Consider the following 20,780-nt stretch of genomic DNA (forward strand, 5'->3'; position numbering starts at 1 on the left):
TGAGTGGAAACAGGGGTATGGGTTTGATGACCCGCAACCGGTTGAGTCTGGGAGGCAGGAGTCACCGGCGGTTGAACCCTTTGAGTGGAAACAGGGGTATGGGATTGATGACCCGCAACCGGTTGTGCCTGGGTGGCTGGAGTCACCGGCGGTTGAACCCTTTGAGTGGAAACAGGGGTATGGGATTGATGACCCGCAACCGGTTGAGTCTGGGTGGCTGGAGTCACCGGTGGTTGAACCCTTTGAGTGGTAACAGGGGTATGGGTTTGATGACCCGCAACCGGTTGAGTCTGGGTGGCTGGAGTCACCGGTGGTTGAACTCTTTGAGTGGAAACAGGGGTATGGGTTTGATGACCCGCAACCGGTTGAGTCTGGGAGGCAGGAGTCACCGGCGGTTGAACCCTTTGAGTGGAAACAGGGGTATGGGATTGATGACCCGCAACCGGTTGTGTTTGATGAGAACCGGCTTGCTGGCTAACCGGCTGATTTTGTTCTGTCACTGTCGTAGTTGTTGGGCTTTTGCTTAAAGGCGTTTGATCTGATTGGATCGTGGTTGGCACAGGTGGTTTAAGAGGTGTAGGAAGAGTGTTCTGTTTTAATGGATAGGGTGATCCTGTGGACTTAACCGGTTCGGTAATTATTTTAGAGTGGGTTTCAGTATTTTTCTGAGTAACTTGCTCCGTTTTATTGCCCACATTATGCGGTTCAATAGTCTGGGGGATTTTTGAATCGGCTGATGTTGCTTGAACAGTACCAAGTAATACAATGGTACTAATTGAAAGAGCTAGTTTATTTTTCTTGAATGAAGAGGTTATGGTTTGTTTCATTTCCATTTCCTGTTGATCTATTGATTTGGGACTCGGACTAAGACAGTTTTTTTTTTGAATAGTTCGTTCTCAGGAAAATTGATTGAAAGCTGGTTGGAGGAGGAGAGTTTGAAAAACTGAATTACACAATATTTTTTTATCAAAGTGTCCTTTATAAAAAATGAAGGCCGCACTGTTGTGTGCGGCCTTTTTTTAATGAAGCGTTACAGACAGAAAACGTCAGAACTTCATTTCATAGGTCAGGGCCAGGGCATGAGACTGGCTCTTTTTGCCGGTGGCTCCCATGTAGTCAAAGCTCAGGCTTTTGTCGTCTGCCAGCATGACCGAATAACCGGCGCTGTAATAGGCCGCATTTTTACCCTGGCTTCCCGTTTTGAGCACCTGCAGGCTGCTTTGACCCGCCGTACTCACCTGAAGGGGCTTGTCGTCCAGGAAGTTGTGCTGATAACCAAGACCGGCACGGAGTTCCTGTGGGTGTTGATGATCCAGCAGGGAGTAGCGGGCCTGCATGCCTGCTCTGGCCACCATGTCAGTCCGGCTCTGTTTCTCAACCTTCAAGCCATTGTTGCCTTCTTCGGTATAACCGTCCAGGTTGCTTGAAAGGTACAGCAGCTCAACATTGGGGGTGAGTACCAGGCCGGTGTTGACCTTATCCAGAGGAATGTCATAGCCAATTGAGCCGTAGGCGGTCAGTTCCTTGGATTTCGGGCTGGAGGAAAGAGCGCTCTTGCTGGTCAGATCATGACGGGTGTTGTCAAAATCCGTCCAGCCATAAGTCAGCAGGGCGTTAAGGTGCAGTTGATCCTTGTTGAAAGAAACAAAAGGACCGAAGCGGAAGTTACTGGCTTTCTGCTTGTCCTGAGAGGCGTCAAACCCTGTGTTCAGTTTCTGCATGCCCATCATCATTCCGAAGGACCAGTCACTTTCCACTTGTTTGAACAGACCCACTTCAAGACCAAAGCCATTGGTGTTGAAGCCGATGATATCGTCGGTCTGGCCCTGGTTGGACCTCAGTCCGTAAATCTGGCCGTAGGTATAGACGCCACCCTGCTGGACATGCACCTTGCCACCAGAAGCACTGGTAGAGGCCGACATTTCATCAGCGCCGATGTCATTCAGACTGACGGCTCCGTCCATCATTTTTCTACCACCGTTTATAGTATTCATCGCCATATAATGGTGACTTGTAAAGCCAATGGCGCTTTGTAGTTGAGTCTGGGCGGTAGCGTTTTGGAATGAGGTAACCTGTTTGGTAGAACCTTTTGATAAAGGCTTATGGGATTCTAGGGTGAGTTTTTTTTCTTTTTCCTTACTTAGGTACAAGCGTGCTTCTTCCTTGGCTGCCCTACGGTGAGCTTTTTGCTCTTCTTTCAACTCTTCATCACTGCTTGAGTCGAACATGAAAAAGTCATCACCTTTGACAGTGTCCTTTTGGCGTATACGCATTTCGGCGTCTTTGACCTGCTTGCGATGAGCTTTCTGCTCTTTTTTCAGCTCTTCATCACTGCTTGAGTCGAACATGAAAAAGTCATCACCTTTGACAGTGTCCTTTTGGCGTATACGCATTTCGGCGTCTCTGACCTGTTTGCGATGAGCTTTTTGTTCTTTTTTCAGCTCTTCATCACTGCTTGAGCCGAACATGAAAAAATTGTCACCTTTAACGGTGTCTTTTTGTTGCATAAGCTTAGCGCTGTTAGCCATTTTTTCAGCTTCTACATAAGCCAATCCATTTTCATAGCTGGCAATGCCGGCTGAAGCAGAAGGCTGAGGGCCAACAGGTTGCTGGGCAGGTTTAGCATTGTGAGCCGTGTTTTCAGCTTCCACATAAGCCAATCCGTTTTCATAGCTGGCAATGCCGGCTGAAGCAGAAGGCATAGGACTTACAGGTTGCTGGACAGGCTTGGCATTGTGAGTCGTGTTTTCAGCTTCCACATAAGCCAATCCGTTTTCATAGCTGGCAATGCCGGCTGAAGCAGAAGGCTGAGGGCCAGCAGGTTGCTGGGCAGGTTTAGCTTCGCGAGCCATGTTTTCAGCTTCCACATAAGCCAATCCATTTTCATAGCTGGCAATACCGGCTGAGGCAGAAGGCTGAGGGCCAGCAGGTTGCTGGACAGGCTTGGCATTGCGAGCCATGTTTTCAGCTTCCACATAAGCCAATCCATTTTCATAGCTGGCAATACCGGCTGAGGCAGAAGGCTGAGGGCCAACAGGTTGCTGGACAGGCTTGGCATTGCGAGCCATGTTTTCAGCTTCCACATAAGCCAATCCGTTTTCATAGCTGGCAATGCCGGCTGAGGCAGAAGGCTGAGGGCCAACAGGTTGCTGGACAGGCTTGGCATTGCGAGCCATGTTTTCAGCTTCCACATAAGCCAATCCGTTTTCATAGCTGCCGATACCGGTTGAAGCAGAAGGTTGACCTGCTTGAACAGTACCAATTAAAACAAAAGTACTAATTGCTGCAGCCATTGTTTTTTTCTGAAATAAAGGGTTGTTGGTTTTTTTCATTTCCATTTCCTGTTGGTTTATTTAACTGGGAACTCCGTCTCAGACAGTCGTTTTCTTATTTAGTTCTCTGTTGATGAAATGAAGGTTGAAAAAACTATTCAATTTGTTTTTTGATTGATCTTTTATTTTTTACCTGGAGATTTTTTTTTGGGGGGATCGGTTTTTATGATGATGAATTGTCCGTCAGGCGTTGTCTGCTCATTTATTGGAGAGCAAAGTTTGTTTATTGTACTTAAGTACTATTTTCCCCCTGTGTAAAAATGTCTCACATTGAAGGATGACTGGTTTTCTATTTTTAATAATGCACTATCGTGCAAAACAAAAGCTCCATCAGTTAATATGTACAGGGATGTATTGTATCCTGGGAATGCATGGAGCAATTCCCGGGGTATGTACAGGGATGTACTGTATCCTGAAAATGCACGACTACATGGATGTGGGAGATAGAGCGACGCAGGATGCCAAAGCCGGGGAGCAATTTTCAGGGTATGTCAGGGAAAGACGATATTGCTGTTGTCAGTCGTCTGGATGCACTCAACTGGCTCAGGGGCAGCAGTGAAGAATAAAAAAACGAACGAAGGGGGCTTTGATGAAAGAGTCGGTTGTACGTTGGTTTGGAGTGGGGATTTTGCTTCTGGCGGTTTCTCTTTCTGGTTTCCAGCTATGGCAGGGAGTTACGTCGACTCTCTCAGCCACCTATTTCCGGCCGGTGCACCTGTCCTGGGTAATGGTGCTGGCCTTTCTCTATTACCCCACGATCAAAAACAGTAACCATCCCCTGTACCTGGAGGGCCGGGTAGTGGATTTGTTGCTATGTACAGCGGTGGTGGCTGCTGCTTATCGAATGCTCCGTTTTGATTACAACGATATTAACTATCTGCTTTATGGTCTGGAGCCCCTGGATCTGGCTGCCGGAATTGTTCTGCTCGGGTTGATGTTGGAAGCCTGTCGACGGTCGGTTGGCTGGGTGATGGTGTTCATTGCCGCGAGCTTTCTGGCTTACAGTGCTTTTGGTGATTTGTTGCCGGGGGCCCTGGCGACCAAAACCTATAGCCTGCAAGAGTTGATTCAGTTCCAGATATTCTCCAGCAATGGGGTTTTCGGCTCTGCACTGGGCATTGCTGCCACCACTGTTTTTGTATTTGTTTTGTTTGGGGCATTTCTCGAAGTCAGTGGCGCCGGAAAGTTTTTTATTGACCTTGCTTTTGCTATTGCCGGTCGGTATCGGGGTGGGCCAGCCAAGGCGGCTGTGGTTGCTTCAGCGGGGCTGGGTTCTATTTCCGGGTCGGCTATAGCCAATACGGTCACCACCGGTGCTATCACCATCCCCATGATGAAAAAGCTGGGATATCGGCCGGAACAGGCGGCGGGCATAGAAGCGGCCGCATCCACAGGGGGGCAGATCATGCCACCCATTATGGGGGCTGGTGCTTTTGTAATGGCCCAGTTCACCGGTATTCCTTACAGCGACATTATGCTGGCTTCCATTGCTCCGGCGCTACTGTACTTTATATGCACATTGATTTATGTGCACCTGATGGCCTGCAAGTTGAATCTTCCCGTGGCCAGTCGGACCGAGGCGGTGTGGGCTGTGATGAAAAATGGCTCCCACTATCTGATGCCCCTGATGCTGATTACCACTTTGTTGATGACAGGGTACTCGCCATTGCTGGTGGGGGTTGCTGGTTGTGGAGCGATCCTGTTAACCGCTGCGTTAAGGCGGCACAGTCGAATGGGAATCCGGAAAATCATTCAGGGCATGAAAAATGGCGCCCTGCTGTCCCTGCCGATCTCTATTGCCTGTGGCTGTGCCGGTGTCATTGTCGGAGTGGTGGGGCAGACGGGAATCGGCCTTCAGTTTACTCAGTTTGTCACGGCGCTTTCCGGTGGTTATCTCTTTACCGTGATTGTTCTGATTGCCCTGGTGGCGTTGGTGCTGGGAATGGGGTTGCCCGTGACTGCAGCCTATATTGTACTGGCGGTGATGGCAGTGCCGCTGCTGGGAGAGTTCGGTCTGCCGCTTCTGACGGCACACCTTATGGTCTTCTGGTTATCCCAGACATCCAATGTAACTCCGCCGGTTGCTCTGGCTGCCTTTGCCGGAGCCGGGGTGGCCAATGCAAGCCCGGTCGGTTCGTCGGTGGAGGCTTTCAAACTGGCCGCCGGATTGTTTGTTATTCCAGTGATGATGGCGTATACGGGGCTGGTCTATACCGAAGGTGAGTGGCTGGCCCTGATAATTGCCATTGCCCGGACTCTGGCTATTATTCTGGCCATAGCGGTTGCGGTAGAAGGCTATCTTATGAAGCCTTTGTCCATGCTGGAGAGAGGGTTGGCTTTGAGTTGTGTACCGTTGCTTTTGTTTGACCCACACAGTACCAGCGTCGTTGGCATTTCAGGCGTGGTGTATGTGGTTATCAGCCAGTGGCGAGCAGGCACCAGAGGATTGATCAGGAGATAACCCGGCCTATAGGATGTGCCGATTTAAAAGGGATGCTTGTGCGGAGTCTTAAGTTGTATGTTGCAGACTTCTGGGTTAGTATTCCGGCCTCGCGATCTAGGAGGTAAGCGGTATGCGTCAGCCATTGGTAGCCGGCAACTGGAAAATGAACGGTTCTTCGGAAAGTGTCCGTGAGCTGGTTGATGGGCTCCTGACAGGGCTTGAAACTAAGGCTGAAGTGCTCGTTTTCCCGCCGTCGATTTATGTTCAGCAAGTCAGTGATCTGCTGAAGGGATCTTCTATCAGGTTTGGCGTGCAGAATGCTTCCGATAAGCTTTCTGGTGCTTACACCGGTGAGATCTCACCGCTGATGGCAAAGGATCTTGGTTGCGAATACGTGTTGATTGGTCACTCCGAGCGTCGCTCCCTTTACGGTGAATGTGATGCGGATGTGGCGGCGAAATTCTGCGCTCTGGTTGATCAGGGGTTGGTGCCGGTCCTTTGTGTCGGTGAAACCCTGGAAGAGCGTGAATCTGGCAGTACCATGAAAGTGGTGGCTGAACAGATTAATACTGTGCTGCGGGCTGCAGGTCCGGAGCGTCTGGCTAATTTTGTAATTGCCTACGAACCGGTGTGGGCTATTGGCACCGGTTTGACTGCGACCCCTGAGCAGGCGCAGGAAGTACATGCTGAAATCCGCGCGTTGTTGGCGGGTGACGATCAGGCCATGGCGGACAGGACTCGAATTCTGTATGGTGGTAGCATGAAGGCGGCAAACGCGGCAGAGCTAATGGCCCAGTCCGATGTGGATGGTGGTCTGATTGGTGGAGCCTCGCTGGTCGCTGAAGACTTTAAGGCGATTTGTCACGCTGCGGGATAGTAATGGAAACCATTATTCTTATTGTGCACGTGCTGGTGGCTGCGGCTGTGATCGGTTTGATCATGCTGCAGCAGGGCAAAGGTGCAGAGACGGGTGCCAGCTTTGGTTCTGGTGCCTCCCAGACGGTGTTTGGGAGTCAGGGGTCGGCGAACTTTCTAAGTCGTACAACGGCTATTCTGGCGACCGTGTTTTTTCTTACCAGCTTTGGTCTGGCGGTGATGGCGCGGCAGAAAGCGGACTCAGTGACAGAGGTTGGTTTGCCAACGGTTCCTGTTGAACAGGTTGTACCGGCCAATGATGCGCCTTTTTCGGTGGATTCGCTGGAAAGCACTACCGATAGTGATGCGCCTGTGTTAGAGTCGCAGCCCGTTGAAGGCAGTGCTTCAGAGTTGTCTGAAGGTGTTGAGAAGACTTCTGAATAACGCTGTTAATGTGGTTGTTGGAAGGTTTCTTTTCTGAAGTTGATTTCTTTGGGAATAGAGTTTAAGGTTCAACCTTAAACGTCAGTAGAAGTCTACTGAAGAGGGTTTGAGTCAGGTGATTTATAGCCTTGGTCAAACCCTGAATAAAAGTGTGGAAGTGGTCGCGCTTTTATAGTAAAAATACCCTCGCTGTCAGGGTTGCTGGCAGCAAAAGCCGAAGTGGTGGAATTGGTAGACACGCTGTCTTGAGGGGGCAGTGACCGTTAGGTCGTGCGGGTTCAAGTCCCGCCTTCGGCACCAAATTACTCTCATTTTGAATGACTGGAATCTTAATGTTGAGTTGATCAGTTGTTCTCAAAAAAAGCCGACATTTTGTTGGCTTTTTTTGTGTCTGCCTGTCTGGTTGTATTGCCTTTCTCTATATCTTGTCCGCTAATTCTTTAATGCGCTTTTTGTTAATCAGCCAGCAGTTCTGGTGTTTAATATTTTCAAGTTGTTCACTTGAAAGTTGGTCTTTTAGAAAGTTGTGGGAAATGGTTTGCGTTTCCAGGTCTCGAATCAGGTTTGCGATGTAGATTCCCCCCTGGATGAAATAGAGTGGAGTGATTAACGAAAGTGAGGGGAGTGCTATCAAGAATCCGAAGGCGGCGATGAGATCGAGAAAAATGATAATGATGTCTAATTCTACGTTATACCTTGCCTGTAAATGTCTGATCATAACTTCAAGCGTGCTGCTGTTCTGAATGGCTTCAATGGTTTTGTTTCTGAGTAGGGCTTTTTTTGTCTGACACGGAAAGGTGATATTAAGAAATCGGTGTGGCTCTACTTTTTTAATGCTGTACCCCTGGTGCGTTGGTCTTGTTGCGGGGCTGGTCTCTTTCTGTCTGTGTGTTGAGGGAAAAGTGATTGCAGGTATAAGTGGGTGCATTTTTGGTGCTTTGGGTGGCTTTTGGTTGGGTGTTTGACAGCAGAAAAAAAACTTTGTTCCTGGGTTGGGCGGGGCGGGGGGTTAAACCCATTGTTCGCTTTTTTTCACGGGCTGTTCAGGTTGGCTTATGAGGCTTGACCGGGCAGCATAATCTGCCACTTTTGGCATGATGGCGGACAGTGCGCCGATGGTGGTGCCCATGGCCAGTATGGCGGGGCAGAACAGGTTGGTAAGAACGGTTGCCGATGGTGCTAGTGATGCGGCTAGGTGAGCCAGAACGTCGGCGATAATTGTGCAGGCTGTTCCGGTGACAGAGCTGGCAAAATACGTGCTTTGTAGTAATTCCATAAGAGGGCTGGATACGCCTTCGGCTGGTTTTTTTAGGATTTTGTATACCGCTTTGCTGATGGCCTGAAAAACGCAATTAATTTCCTGGTTGATTTGTTCTTCGTCCAGCTTTTTTCCGCACTTGTAGAGTGCTTCGATGGTTCCGGCTGCGGCCAGGGCAAGGATGAGGATCCATGCGGGTGTGGCGTAGCCCAGGTAAACCGCAAAGTCGGCGCCGACGGTGCCGAAAGCGGCATGCCGGACAACTCTCTTTAGTACGACTTTGATGACGTCGGCCTGGGTCAGCGGGCTTGTTTTTTCCAGTTCGGTGTCGCCGGATAGTCCTTCAAAAAATTTAACCATGGCGTCAGGGGTAATGGCGCCATGAGTCTGCTCTATAAGGTTGCTGACCTGTCGGGTCAAGGCCATGATGAGAGTATCGTTGTCTCTGCTGCTCATGGGGTTGTGGTCTGTGATGGGTGGCATGGGAATATGGATGGAGTGGCTGCTGTGAAATCCGCTATCCATGGACTGGCTTGAGGTGATGATGGAAGGGTGACCGTTCTCGCGGTTGAGCGGGCGCAAGTCTGGCATGCTGACGCTGGTGTGGTCGCGCTTTGGGGCGAGTGCCTGAAGGGGGGGTAAAGCTGTTGCTCTCTTTTTTCTGGCGCGACTGTTTTTTGTTTGTGTGGTGGTTTCGTTTTCATAGGTCAGTGTTGTGCTTCTGCTTTCTGGTGTTGAGGTTACCTCCAGGTTGGCCTCCAGTTCATCCAGGGTCGGCTCGGTCTGGGTGCTGACGGTTCTTGCGGTCAGGGGTGTTTTTTCACTCTTGGTGGAGTTGGGCAGTTTTTCAGGAGTGGCCCTGTGGTAGCTGTCAAGGGATTGAGAGCGCTGGAGTTTGTCTGGCGAGCCCGGGCTAGGGTGTTCCGCTGAAGGAATTACGCACTGTAAATGACTGTATTGGTCTGAGATAAATCCTGGCATAGTCAGCGACTTCCTTATCTGCTGAATGGTTGTTTTTGCCTCCGGTCCCCGGTGGCGCCCGTCTCTGAGCTGGTTTTAATGATGCAGATATTACTGTGTCGACGGAGTGTCTTAAATAAGACAAAGGTATCGATTCAGGCTGTGGGCGACGATTGCCTTGGTTGGGGTGTTGTTGTTTTCTGGCTGGGCTGCTGGTTGACAATGGGGGAAAAGAGTGGATAATGTCTTCCGGTTGACGGAAGGTAAGTTGTTGAAATTCTTGCAGGCGTTTAGGCTGCAGGTAATCAAGAGCGTTTGCAGCGGAGATGAAATCCAGCTGTAGATGCAGTGAAAGATATCTCTTAAAGAGATTGGGGAGAAGTTGTCAGGTGAGCCATGCGGCAGTATACTGATTAACACTTTGATGCGGGGTGGAGCAGCCTGGTAGCTCGTCGGGCTCATAACCCGAAGGTCGTTGGTTCGAATCCAGCCCCCGCTACCAACCCCCTGAAAAACCCCCGTTGAGGGGTTTTTTATTAGGTAGCGTAATTTCTGTTGGATGGCTGGCTGTGGTTGGTCATCCTGCAAATACATGGGGCTTTATAGCCCTTTTTTTGTTTTTACTGCAGGTATTCAGTCGTGGCAGGTAAACAGTCGCAACTGGAGGCGATCATCGAGCCGATAGTTACATCGCTTGATTACAGTCTCTGGGGAGTGGAGTTTGTCTCCCGGGGACGACAGTCGCTGCTCAGGGTCTACATCGACTCCGAGAGCGGTATTTCCCTGGAAGACTGTGAAAAAGTAAGTCGTCAGGTCAGTGCTGTCCTGGATGTGGAAGATCCCATTACCGACGAATACACCCTGGAGGTGTCTTCGCCGGGGTTGGACAGGCCGCTGTTCAGGCTTGAGCAGTACCAGGCCATGGCGGGAGCAATGGCCAATGTCCGTCTCCGCGTACCCTTTGAAGGGCGTCGTAAATACCGGGGATTAATCAAGGGCATTGAAGACCAGGATGTTGTTATAGAGGCCGATGGCCATGAGTTCCTGCTGCCTCTCGACAGCATCGAGAAGGCTCAGGTGATACCACAGTTCGACTGAATTGTTTTCAGGCCGGGCGGACGTCCCGGTTAGCAGCCAGGGATGTGTTGGCATAGGCAAGGACTGGTTCAGCATAGGCGAGGCAGAGCATGAGTAAAGAGATTCTGTTGGTCGTAGAGTCCGTATCCAATGAGAAGGGAGTACCGCCCGGAGTGATCTTCGAGGCGCTGGAAACCGCACTGGCGACTGCGACCAAGAAACGGTATGAAACCGAAGTGGATATCCGGGTAGCGATCGACCGGGCGAGCGGCGAGTATGATACTTTCCGTTGCTGGACCGTGGTTGCTGATGAAGACTTTGAGTTCCCTGGTATGCACCTGACCCTGGATGAGGGTAAGGAAAAGGATGAGTCCCTGGAAATCGGTGGCGTGTGGGAAGAGCCAGTGGAGTCTGTTGGCTTCGGGCGCATCGCCGCGCAAACTGCCAAACAGGTGATTGTCCAGAAAGTTCGTGAAGCTGAACGGGTGCAGATGGTTGAGCTTTATCGTGACAAGATGGGCGACCTGATTTCCGGTACGGTCAAGAAGACCACCCGTGACAGTATTATTGTTGATCTGGGCAATAATGCTGAAGCCGTTTTGAAAAAAGACAGTACTCTGCCTCGTGAAAACTTCAGAGTGGGCGCTCATGTTCGTGCCCTGTTGAATGAAATCAGTGCAGAAGGGCGTGGCCCTCAGCTGATGCTGTCCAGAACGGCACCGGAGATGTTGATTGAACTGTTCCGGATTGAAGTACCCGAGATCTCTGAAGAAGTCATTGAGGTCAAGGGCGCAGCTCGTGATCCCGGTTCCCGGGCAAAGATTGCGGTGAAAACCAACGATGGCCGGATTGATCCGGTAGGTGCCTGCGTAGGTATGCGTGGTGCACGGGTGCAGGCGGTGTCTGGTGAACTCGGTAATGAGCGGGTTGATATCGTGCTGTACGACGAAAACCCGGTTCAGTACGTCATCAATGCCATGCAGCCTGCAGAGGTTGCCTCTATTGTCGTTGATGAAGACAAAGGCACCATGGACATCGCCGTCAGCGAAGACAATCTGGCCCAGGCCATTGGCCGGGGTGGGCAGAATGTACGCCTGGCCAGTGAGCTGACCGGCTGGACCCTGAACGTCATGACCGAAGAAGACGCTGCTGCCAAGCAGGAGCAGGAAGCGGGGCGTGTGGTTCAGAGCTTTATTGAAAAACTGGATATCGATACAGACCTGGCTGAGTTGCTGGTGGAGGAAGGGTTCACCTCCATGGAGGAGATCGCTTACGTTCCTCTTGAAGAGATGCTGGCAATTGATGGCATTGATGAAGAGATCGTCGAACAATTACGTACGCGGGCCAAGGATAAACTCTTGACCCAGGCCATTGCCCAGGAAGAGAAACTCGACAACGTTCAGCCTGCCGATGACCTCCTTAATATGGAGGGAATGGAGCAGCACCTGGCTTTCGAACTGGCCAGCAAGGGGGTTGTTACGATGGAAGATCTGGCGGAGCAGTCCATTGATGACCTTCTGGACATTGAAGGCATGAATGAAGAAAAGGCTGGTGAGCTGATCATGACAGCGCGTAAACCCTGGTTCGAGGAAGCGGGTAACTGAGCGGGCCACTGAGAGGAGAAGTGTTAATGGCAGAAGTAACCGTAGAGCAACTCGCGGCAGTGGTCGGCGCTCCAGTCGAGCGGTTGTTGCAACAGATGAAAGACGCCGGGTTGGATAAAAGCAACCCCAAGGAATCCGTGTCGGATGCTGAAAAGCAGCAGCTGCTGGCCCACCTGAAAAAAACTCATGGTGATGCTGGTAAAGGTTCCGAACCGACCAAGATTACGCTGAAGCGTAAAACGGTCAGCCGCATGAAGGTTGCTGGTGGTAGCTCCGGCAAGAATAAAGTGGTTAACGTAGAGGTGCGCAAGAAGCGGACTTACGTTAAGCGCGAAGCAACCGAAGATCAGCCAAAGGCGGCTGAAGGCAAAGGCGGCGAGCGTCGTGAAGCCCGTCAGGATGACCGCGGGCAGCGCCGGGATGACCGGGGCGGCCAGCGTCGTGATGATCGTGGTGGACAGCGCCGGGATGACCGTGGCTCCCGTCCAGGAAGTGATCGCAATGCACGTCCTGGTGGTGATCGTGGTCCAAGACCGGGCGGTGATCGTGGTCCAAGACCGGGTGGTGATCGTGGTCCAAGACCCGGTGGTGATCGCGGGCCAAGGCCTGCAGCTGCGCCTTCCTTTGGGGATGCACCGCCTCCTCCGCCGGCGGATGATCGCAAGAGCCGTAACAAGCGGGCCAAGGGCAAGGATCGTCGCAACGGCGATGATGAGCGTTCCCGCCGTCCCGGTGATCGTCGTGGCCGTGGTGATGGTCGTCGTGATGATCGTCGTGGTGGTCGCAAGCAGTCACGTACTATTGCTCCAGAGTCTATGGCGGCTCACGGTTTCACCAAGCCAACGGCGCCGGTGATTCGTGAGGTATCCATTCCGGAAACCATTACGGTGGCTGAGCTGGCCAACAAGATGGCGATCAAGGCCGCAGACGTCATCAAGGTGATGTTCAAGATGGGTTCCATGGTGACCATTAACCAGGTCATCGATCAGGAAACCGCCGGTATTGTGGTCGAGGAAATGGGCCACAAGTACAAGCTGACCAAGGCGGACGACATCGAAGACACCCTGGTGGATGATCAGCTGGAAGAGACGGCTTACGAAGAGAAGCCTCGTGCTCCAGTGGTCACGGTGATGGGACACGTTGACCATGGTAAGACCTCTCTTCTGGATTACATCCGCAAGAGTCGTGTCCAGGCCGGTGAAGCTGGCGGTATTACCCAGCACATTGGTGCCTATCATGTGCAGACAGACCGGGGCATGGTGTCCTTCCTGGATACTCCTGGACACGCGGCGTTTACGGCCATGCGTGCCCGTGGTGCCCAGGCAACTGACATCGTTATTCTGGTAGTGGCGGCTGACGACGGTGTGATGCCTCAGACCGAAGAAGCGGTTCAGCATGCCAAGGCTGCTGGAGTGCCGATTGTGGTCGCGGTCAACAAGATGGATAAGGAAGACGCTGATCCAGATCGCGTCAAGAATGAACTGGCAGCCCGGGACGTTATTCCAGAAGAATGGGGTGGTGACACCCAGTTCATGCCGGTTTCTGCTCTGACCGGTCAGGGTGTTGAGGAGCTGCTTGAAGCGGTGGTTCTGCAGGCTGAAGTCCTGGAACTGACAGCCCCTGATGAAGGTCCGGCCAAGGGCGTGGTAGTCGAATCCCGTCTGGATAAAGGCCGTGGTCCTGTGGCCACTGTGCTGGTCCAGGGTGGTCAGCTGAACCAGGGTGACAATATCCTGGTCGGGCAGCAGTATGGCCGTGTTCGTGCCATGCTGGATGAAAACGGCAAGCCCATTAAAACAGCGGGTCCTTCTATCCCTGTGGAAATTCTGGGTCTGGACGGTACACCCGATGCCGGTGATGAGATGCTGGTAGTGCGTGATGAGCGCAAGGCCCGTGAAATCGCCCTGTTCCGTCAGGGTAAGTTCCGGGAAGTCAAGCTTGCCCGTCAGCAGGCATCCAAGCTGGAGAATGTCTTCTCCAAGATGGGTACTGAAGAGAAGAAAGCTCTCAACATCGTACTTAAGGCCGATGTCCGAGGCTCTCTGGAAGCGCTGACTGCCTCCCTGCAGGAGCAGGGTAATGATGAAGTGGAAGTGAAGGTGATTTCCGGCGGTGTGGGTGGTATCACCGAAACCGACGCGAACCTGGCCCTGGCTTCCAACGCAGTGCTGATTGGCTTTAACGTACGAGCTGATGCTTCTGCACGCAAGGTCATCGAGGCTGAAGAGCTGGATCTGCGCTACTACAGCGTCATCTATGACATCATTGATGATGTCAAGAAGGCTCTGGGCGGTATGCTGGGCTCTGACACCCGCGAAGAGATTGTCGGTGTGGCTGAAGTACGTGATGTCTTCCGCTCTCCGAAGTTTGGCGCTGTGGCAGGCTGTATGGTGGTTGAAGGTACCGTATACCGCAATGACCGGATCCGCGTGCTGCGTGACAACGTGGTTATTTACGAAGGCGAACTGGAATCCCTGCGTCGTTACAAGGATGACGTGAATGAAGTTCGTAACGGCATGGAGTGTGGTATTGCCGTTAAGAGCTACAACGACGTTAAAGAGGGAGACAAGATCGAGGTGTACAAGACCATTGAGGTTCAGCGTACCCTCTGATGCTTCCGGTTGGTTGATGACTAAAAAAGCCCGCGGATCTGTCCGCGGGCTTTTCTGATATATACGATACTGATGTTGCCCGAATGCGCGAAAGCGGGTTCGGGTGATGCAGCTTTACGGAACAGACCTTTCCAATGGCTAAAGAATACAGTCGCACCCAGCGGGTGGCTGACCAGATCCAGCGGGAACTGGCTCAGCTGATCCAGCTGGAAATGAAAGACCCCCGTCTGGGCATGGTCACGGTCAGTGCTGTGGAGGTCAGTCGCGATCTGGCCTTTGCTGACGTGCATGTCTCCTTCCTGGGTGTGGATGACCAGGAACAGATTGATGAATCCCTGAAAGTACTGAACAAGGCGTCCGGATTTCTCCGGTCGCAGTTGGCCCGGGCCATTAAGCTTCGCTTCACACCCCAGCTCCGTTTCTACTTTGATAACAGTCTCCGCAGGGGCGCTTACCTTTCCTCTCTGATTGAGGAAGCGGTTGCTCTTGAGGCTCATGATGCCAAAAAGGAACAGAGCGAAAATGTGGATGTAAAAGACAGGGAAGCTGAGGAGTAAGTCATGGCCAGAAGAAGTCGACGTAGCCGCGGCCGCCCGGTCGACGGCATTATTGTGGTGGATAAAGTGTTTGGTGCCTCCTCCAACGAGGTGCTGCAGCGGGTCAAGCGTATTTTCAACGCGGCCAAGGCGGGCCATACGGGCAGCCTGGACCCTCTGGCGACCGGTGTGCTGCCCATCTGCCTGGGTGAGGCCACCAAGTTTTCACAGTACCTGCTGGATTCAGACAAGTCCTACCGGACGACCATGAAAATGGGGGTTCGAACCACCACAGGTGACCGGGAAGGAGAGGTGGTTGAAGAGCGCCCGGTGGCTGTAACCCGCTCGGATCTGGAGGCGGTTCTTCAGCGCTTCCGGGGTGAGATTGATCAGATTCCCAGCATGTACTCTGCCCTGAAGCACAATGGCAAGCCGCTCTATGAATATGCCCGTGAGGGGATTGAGGTGGAGCGTCCTTCCCGGACCATTACCATTCACCGTCTTGAGTTGATGGATTTTGATGGTGATGAGTGTGTGCTGGAAGTGGACTGCAGCAAGGGCACTTATATCCGAACCCTGGTTGAGGATATTGGTGAGGCTCTGGGATGCCTGGGGCATGTTGCGGAACTTAAGCGGCTTAAGGCCGGTCCTTATACTGAGCATCAGGCTTACTCCCTGGACGAGCTTGCCGCTATGCGGGATGAGGGGCGTGAGGCGGCTCTGGAGTCCGCTCAGGCTGAAGAGTTTGCGGCTCTGGCATCCATCGCTGATGACCTGGGGCGTGACAATATGGATGATGAACAGTTGTCCCGTTTCCGGGAGCTGGCCAGAATGCGTAACAAGGCCGGAGACCGGGTGATTGATGGATTGTTGCTGCCACTGGACAGTGCGGTCAGTGACTGGCCTCAGGTCAGACTGGGCGAGGCCAGCAGTTTTTATATCTCCCAGGGCAACCCTGTTCAGGTACCCCAGGCACCCACGAGTGGCCATGTCCGTATTTATGGTTGCTCCGAAGGGTCGGGTCCGGAGGTCTTCCTGGGGATTGGTGAAATCACCGATGATGGCCTGGTGGCGCCCAAACGTCTGATTAAAGGCTGATGGCAGGAAGCCGGGGTTGAAACTTATTTTGAGCGTACCTACTTGGACGTACCCCGGGCATAGTGTTAGAATTCGTCGCTTGATTCATGGCTGGCTGTAAATATGCACGGTCACGCCGGATGATGTAAATGCATATTAATGTGGAGATTTTATCATGGCTTTGACTGCCGAAAAGAAAGCTGAAATCGTTAAGGAATTTGGTCGCGCCGAAGGCGACAGTGGCTCTCCTGAAGTTCAGGTAGCTCTGCTGTCCGCTAACATTGAAGGCCTGCAGGGGCACTTCAAGGCGAACCACAAGGACCACCATTCCCGCCGTGGTCTGATTCGCATGGTAAACCAGCGCCGTAATCTGCTGGACTACCTGAAGCGTAAGGACGTAGAGCGTTACCGTTCTCTGATCAAGCGTCTGGGTCTGCGTCGCTGATCACCGGAAACGGATAAAACAGGAAGGGGTGCTTTGGCACTGCTTCCTGCAGTCAAGGCACCGCGAGTCGCATTATCTGTGGCTGGCGGTGTTTTGCTATTGAGAGGCTGATTCTGTGACGCTGCCGTATTGGGTGGCGGACAATGAGTCGGTCAGAGAGAATTGCCCATGCCTGCGGGCTGCCTGCATGGGGTGCAATCCATAATGTTTTCCCGGGGTCAGTGAAGGTCTGTCTGATTCCCCGGAGAGGCTTCTGGATTGCATCCATCTCTGTGGCAGTATGGATGCGGGTGGGGCAATGCTGGTTTGAATGAAGGAATATAACGTGAGTCTTGATTTAACAACCGTTGCTCCAAAAGCAGTAACAAAAACGTTCCAGCTGGGTGGCCAGGACATTACCCTGGAAACCGGGCGAATCGCCCGTCAGGCCAGCGGTGCCGTTCTGGCTACCATGGGTGAATTACAGGTGCTGGCCACCGTAGTGGGCGCCAAGTCCTCCAGGCCTGGCCAGGATTTCTTTCCCCTGTCTGTTCACTATCAGGAGAAAGTATACTCTGCGGGTAAAATCCCCGGTGGCTTCCTGAAACGTGAAGGTAAGGCCAGTGAAAAAGAAACCCTGACTTCCCGCCTGATTGACCGTCCGATCCGCCCCCTGTTCCCCAAAGGCTTCATGAATGAAGTCCAGGTGGTGATCACTGTCATGTCTGTGGACAAGAAGAATGATCCGGACATCCTGGGCATGATCGCCACCTCCGCTGCCCTGGCTATTTCCGGCATTCCCTTTGCCGGGCCGATCGGTGCTTCCCGCGTTGGTTTTACTGAAGAAGATGGCTACATCCTGAACCCGCCCTTTGAAAAGCTGAAGGAATCCGAGCTGGACATGGTGGTTGCCGGAACCAGTGAAGCAGTTCTTATGGTTGAGTCGGAAGCCCAGGAGCTGACCGAAGACGAAATGCTGGGTGCGGTTCTGTTTGCCCAGCAGGAATATCAGGGCGCCATCGCTGCTATCCGGGAATTTGCCGCTGAAGTGGGTAAGCCTGCCTGGGACTGGCAGCCTGAAGCCGAAAATGTAGCGGTAAAAGAAGCGGTAGCCGCTGCGTTCGAGCAGAAAATTCGTGATGCTTACCAGGTCACCATCAAGCAGGAGCGTAATGAAACCCTGTCTGCTCTGCGCGCTGAAGCAGAAGAGGTTCTGGCCGGTGAAGAGGAAGGAAAGTTTGCCGCTGATGATGTCGCTGTAGCCTTCAGCAGGCTGGAGAAAGCCGTGGTCCGGGGCAATATCATCAATGGCAAGCCGCGTATTGATGGCCGTGACAGTAAGAAGGTTCGCCCGATCACCGTTGAAGTGGGCATGCTGAAGAAGACTCACGGTTCTGCCCTGTTTACCCGTGGTGAGACCCAGGCTATTGTAACCACCACCCTGGGTACAGCCCGTGATGCGCAGTTCATTGATGCCCTGGAAGGGGAATCCCGCGACCCATTCATGCTGCACTATAACTTCCCCTCCTATTCCGTAGGAGAGTGTGGTCGTATGGGCCCTCCAGGACGCCGTGAAATTGGTCATGGTCGTCTGGCCCGTCGCGGTATTCAGGCGGTTCTGCCCAACGATGAGGAGTTTCCCTACACCATCCGTGTGGTATCCGAAATCACTGAATCCAATGGCTCCAGCTCCATGGCTTCTGTCTGTGGTTCCTCTCTGTCCCTGATGGACGCAGGTGTTCCCCTGAAAGCGCCGGTGGCGGGTATCGCCATGGGTCTGGTAAAGGAGGGTGATCAGTTTGCGGTTCTGACCGACATTCTGGGTGATGAAGATCACCTGGGTGATATGGACTTCAAGGTAGCAGGAACCGCGGAAGGTATCACTGCTCTGCAGATGGATATCAAGATTGCCGGTATCACCGAAGAGATCATGGATATCGCCCTTGAGCAGGCGCTCCAGGCCCGTCTGCACATTCTTGCAGAAATGAACAAGGTCATTGCCCAGTCCCGCAGTGAGTTGTCGCCTAATGCGCCCATGACCATGACCCTGAAGATTGATCAGGACAAGATTCGTGATGTCATTGGCAAGGGCGGCGCGACCATCCGTTCCATCTGTGAAGAGACCGGTGCCTCCGTTGATATCGCCGATGATGGTACCGTCAAGATTTATGCGGAAACCAGCGAGTCCTGCCAGGCCGCTTATGACCGCGTCTACGGTGTGACCGCTGAGGCGGAGATTGGCAAGATTTACGAAGGAACCGTTACCCGTATCGTCGAGTTCGGTGCATTTGTGAACATTCTGCCCGGTCAGGATGGTCTGGTTCACATTTCCCAGATCGCCGATCACCGGGTTGAGAATGTGGGTGATTACCTGAAGATGGGTCAGAAGCTGGAAGTCGTGGTTCTGGATCTGGACAACCGTGGTCGTATCAAGCTGAGCTTGAAGGAAGTGGCCCGGATCAAGGAACAGCAGGCTGCTGCCACCGCTGAGTAATTCAGCGCTTTTCAGCACCTGAGCCTGCGCGGCAGCCCATGCCGTGTTTAATCAATAGAAAAGACAGTCGGCAATTTATTTGTCGCCTGTCTTTTTTTTTGGCCGTTTGCATGACATTATCGATAGCGCTTTCAGCCCTGACCCTGTAGAGGATTCAATGAATCAATGGGGTTAGATTGATAGGGATATCTGGATACCTTCGGGATGAAGGTTGCATAAAAGGCGAACGATATAATGTCTGATTCTGTTCTGTGTCATTTCCACCAGAAACCGGCCGAGTGGGTTTGTGATGGCTGCCTGAAGCAATACGGCAGTTGCTGTGTCCCGACGCCTCCGGAAAATGCCGGCAACCCCCTCTGTGTGCTCTGCGAGGCAGAGTTGAGGTTTGTGGGAGCTGCCAATAAGGCAACTCCGTTCTGGTTGAAAATCAATGACTTTTTTCTCTACCCCCTGAACCCGGGCTCTTTAGGCTTTCTTCTGGCATGTTCAGCGCTGACAGTAGCCACTCCTTATACAGGAATCGCCGCACTTCCCCTGTCGATTCTGTTGCTCTGTGCCATGACCAAGTACTCCCTTCAGGTCATTGAGCGGGTCAGTGAAGGGGAATGGGCTCCGCCGACCTTGCTTGAAGGGTTTTCCGGTGAAGGGTTCAGTCTGTTTTTTAAACAGATGGGAATCTTTATTTTGATGGGCTTCATGCTCTTTTTTGTCAGTAAACTGAACTCTCTGGTGTTGCTGCTTGGAGCTGGCGCCTTCTTTCTGCTGGCGTTGCCCGCTTCGATGATGGTTCTTGCCCGTGAACGCTCTGTTTTTGCCGCAGTGAGCCCCTTTCGGCTGACCTTTGTGATTGCTTCCATTGGCTGGCCCTATCTGCTGCTGTACTTTTTCCTGATGATTCTCTATGGCGCGCCGGGGTATTTCTTTGGCAGCCAGCAGGGCTCCGAGCCCAGTGGTTTTTTTATGGGGGCTTCCCTGCTGTTGACGGGGTATTTTTCCCTGGTTATGTGCTCGATGATGGGCTATTGCCTGTTTCAATATCAGGATGCATTGGGGTATGTGGCAGATATTGACCAGGATTCCCGCCCCACAGAAAAAGAGTATTCTGTTCAAAAGGCGCTGGCTGACAGTACTGTGTTATTACGGGAGGGGCGTGAAGCGGAGGCGCTCACAAGACTCCGCGCAGTGCTGGCAGAACAGCCTGAAAATGCAGAACTGCTTCGTCGCTACCATCAGTTGCTGGTGATGGCAGGGGAGGAAGCAGAGCTGCTGGCGTTTACCCGAAAGTACAGTCGGCGCCTATTGATTCTGGGTAAGGATTATGATGCGGCCGACGCTTATCTGGCCGTTCGCCAGAAAGTGGCTTCTTATCTGCCTGAGGAGCCTGGAGACCGTTATCGACTGGCCCGGGCTTTGAGTAAGACCGGTAAGCCCCGTGAAGCCATCCGGCTGCTGCACAATATGCATCGCCTTTTTCCCGGCTATCAGGGGTTGCCTGAAGCTTATCTGCTGGCGGCCAGGGTTTTCAGTGAAGGGCTGGATGATGATAGCCGTGCCCTCCAGCTGCTGGGGTATCTCTGTCGACGGTTTCCGGAGCACAAGCTGATACCCGAAATCAAAGAGCTTCAGGAGGTGTTGGGAACTATGGCCCACGCCTGAGGAGGCAT

At 52.6% G+C, this 20,780-nt stretch carries 16 protein-coding genes and 2 tRNA genes; 15 read left to right on the plus strand and 3 right to left on the minus strand.

Annotated features, from left to right (window positions below; genetic code table 11):
* Positions 1-253: hypothetical protein (locus ACNRUY_RS08310; protein ID WP_488111190.1), on the plus strand; the 253-nt coding region annotated here is incomplete at its 5' end.
* A 57-nt stretch (positions 254-310) separates the two neighbouring features.
* On the plus strand, positions 311-478 hold the full coding sequence (locus ACNRUY_RS08315; RefSeq protein WP_488111191.1) for a hypothetical protein: 168 nt from the start codon (positions 311-313) through the stop codon (positions 476-478).
* A gap of 568 nt (positions 479-1,046) precedes the next feature.
* Here ACNRUY_RS08315 and ACNRUY_RS08320 read toward each other — a convergent pair.
* Positions 1,047-3,293, minus strand: a complete 2,247-nt coding sequence (locus tag ACNRUY_RS08320) for an autotransporter domain-containing protein (protein WP_488111192.1) — start codon at positions 3,291-3,293, stop codon at positions 1,047-1,049.
* Between the two features lie 628 nt (positions 3,294-3,921).
* On the opposite strand from ACNRUY_RS08320, the gene ACNRUY_RS08325 reads away from it, so the two are divergent.
* From ACNRUY_RS08325 to ACNRUY_RS08340, 4 genes are all read left to right on the plus strand, one after another.
* Positions 3,922-5,793 (plus strand): TRAP transporter permease, encoded by a 1,872-nt coding sequence (locus ACNRUY_RS08325; protein ID WP_488111193.1) that lies wholly within the window; start codon positions 3,922-3,924, stop codon positions 5,791-5,793.
* Between the two features lie 112 nt (positions 5,794-5,905).
* Entirely contained in the window at positions 5,906-6,652 is a 747-nt protein-coding gene (gene tpiA / locus ACNRUY_RS08330; RefSeq protein WP_488111194.1) for a triose-phosphate isomerase, read from the plus strand.
* A gap of 2 nt (positions 6,653-6,654) precedes the next feature.
* Entirely contained in the window at positions 6,655-7,074 is a 420-nt protein-coding gene (gene secG, locus ACNRUY_RS08335; protein WP_488111195.1) for a preprotein translocase subunit SecG, read from the plus strand.
* Positions 7,075-7,287: 213 nt separating this feature from the next.
* Positions 7,288-7,374, plus strand: a tRNA-Leu gene (locus tag ACNRUY_RS08340).
* Positions 7,375-7,492: 118 nt separating this feature from the next.
* On the opposite strand, the gene ACNRUY_RS08345 is transcribed toward ACNRUY_RS08340, so the two are convergent.
* Entirely contained in the window at positions 7,493-8,002 is a 510-nt protein-coding gene (locus ACNRUY_RS08345) for a hypothetical protein (protein ID WP_488111196.1), read from the minus strand.
* An 81-nt stretch (positions 8,003-8,083) separates the two neighbouring features.
* A complete protein-coding gene (locus ACNRUY_RS08350) occupies positions 8,084-9,313 on the minus strand; it encodes a hypothetical protein (protein ID WP_488111197.1) in 1,230 nt (409 codons plus the stop codon).
* Positions 9,314-9,717: 404 nt separating this feature from the next.
* Between ACNRUY_RS08350 and ACNRUY_RS08355 the strand changes: the two genes are divergently transcribed.
* The 9 genes from ACNRUY_RS08355 (at position 9,718) to ACNRUY_RS08395 (ending at position 20,772) form a co-directional block, all read left to right on the plus strand.
* Positions 9,718-9,794: transfer RNA gene (locus tag ACNRUY_RS08355), tRNA-Met, on the plus strand.
* A 137-nt stretch (positions 9,795-9,931) separates the two neighbouring features.
* The gene (gene rimP, locus ACNRUY_RS08360) at positions 9,932-10,390 is read left to right on the plus strand and encodes a ribosome maturation factor RimP (protein ID WP_488111198.1); all 459 of its coding nucleotides are present in this window, start codon (positions 9,932-9,934) and stop codon (positions 10,388-10,390) included.
* Between the two features lie 89 nt (positions 10,391-10,479).
* Positions 10,480-11,973 (plus strand): transcription termination factor NusA, encoded by a 1,494-nt coding sequence (nusA, locus tag ACNRUY_RS08365; protein WP_488111199.1) that lies wholly within the window; start codon positions 10,480-10,482, stop codon positions 11,971-11,973.
* A gap of 26 nt (positions 11,974-11,999) precedes the next feature.
* Entirely contained in the window at positions 12,000-14,585 is a 2,586-nt protein-coding gene (infB, locus tag ACNRUY_RS08370; protein WP_488111200.1) for a translation initiation factor IF-2, read from the plus strand.
* 134 nt (positions 14,586-14,719) lie between these two features.
* Entirely contained in the window at positions 14,720-15,142 is a 423-nt protein-coding gene (gene rbfA, locus ACNRUY_RS08375; protein WP_488111201.1) for a 30S ribosome-binding factor RbfA, read from the plus strand.
* Between the two features lie 3 nt (positions 15,143-15,145).
* A complete protein-coding gene (truB, locus tag ACNRUY_RS08380) occupies positions 15,146-16,219 on the plus strand; it encodes a tRNA pseudouridine(55) synthase TruB (RefSeq protein ID WP_488111202.1) in 1,074 nt (357 codons plus the stop codon).
* Between the two features lie 154 nt (positions 16,220-16,373).
* Positions 16,374-16,643, plus strand: a complete 270-nt coding sequence (rpsO, locus tag ACNRUY_RS08385) for a 30S ribosomal protein S15 (RefSeq protein ID WP_488111203.1) — start codon at positions 16,374-16,376, stop codon at positions 16,641-16,643.
* A 325-nt stretch (positions 16,644-16,968) separates the two neighbouring features.
* Complete coding sequence (gene pnp, locus ACNRUY_RS08390; protein ID WP_488111204.1) at positions 16,969-19,116, plus strand: polyribonucleotide nucleotidyltransferase; 2,148 nt, start codon at positions 16,969-16,971, stop codon at positions 19,114-19,116.
* Positions 19,117-19,350: 234 nt separating this feature from the next.
* A complete protein-coding gene (locus ACNRUY_RS08395) occupies positions 19,351-20,772 on the plus strand; it encodes a hypothetical protein (protein ID WP_488111205.1) in 1,422 nt (473 codons plus the stop codon).
* Positions 20,773-20,780 lie beyond the last annotated feature (8 nt).

It is taken from the genome of Endozoicomonas sp. Z74 (assembly GCF_057680865.1).

What these genes read in the sequence shown, in the direction of transcription:
- secG (WP_488111195.1), top strand. Translation starts at nt 6,655, where the DNA reads ATGGAAACCATTATTCTTATTGTGCACGTGCTGGTGGCTGCGGCTGTG.
- ACNRUY_RS08350 (WP_488111197.1), bottom strand. Translation starts at nt 9,313, where the DNA reads ATGCCAGGATTTATCTCAGACCAATACAGTCATTTACAGTGCGTAATT.
- ACNRUY_RS08345 (WP_488111196.1), bottom strand. Translation starts at nt 8,002, where the DNA reads ATGCACCCACTTATACCTGCAATCACTTTTCCCTCAACACACAGACAG.
- nusA (WP_488111199.1), top strand. Translation starts at nt 10,480, where the DNA reads ATGAGTAAAGAGATTCTGTTGGTCGTAGAGTCCGTATCCAATGAGAAG.
- rbfA (WP_488111201.1), top strand. Translation starts at nt 14,720, where the DNA reads ATGGCTAAAGAATACAGTCGCACCCAGCGGGTGGCTGACCAGATCCAG.
- ACNRUY_RS08395 (WP_488111205.1), top strand. Translation starts at nt 19,351, where the DNA reads ATGTCTGATTCTGTTCTGTGTCATTTCCACCAGAAACCGGCCGAGTGG.
- truB (WP_488111202.1), top strand. Translation starts at nt 15,146, where the DNA reads ATGGCCAGAAGAAGTCGACGTAGCCGCGGCCGCCCGGTCGACGGCATT.
- rpsO (WP_488111203.1), top strand. Translation starts at nt 16,374, where the DNA reads ATGGCTTTGACTGCCGAAAAGAAAGCTGAAATCGTTAAGGAATTTGGT.
- tpiA (WP_488111194.1), top strand. Translation starts at nt 5,906, where the DNA reads ATGCGTCAGCCATTGGTAGCCGGCAACTGGAAAATGAACGGTTCTTCG.
- ACNRUY_RS08325 (WP_488111193.1), top strand. Translation starts at nt 3,922, where the DNA reads ATGAAAGAGTCGGTTGTACGTTGGTTTGGAGTGGGGATTTTGCTTCTG.
- ACNRUY_RS08320 (WP_488111192.1), bottom strand. Translation starts at nt 3,293, where the DNA reads ATGGCTGCAGCAATTAGTACTTTTGTTTTAATTGGTACTGTTCAAGCA.
- infB (WP_488111200.1), top strand. Translation starts at nt 12,000, where the DNA reads ATGGCAGAAGTAACCGTAGAGCAACTCGCGGCAGTGGTCGGCGCTCCA.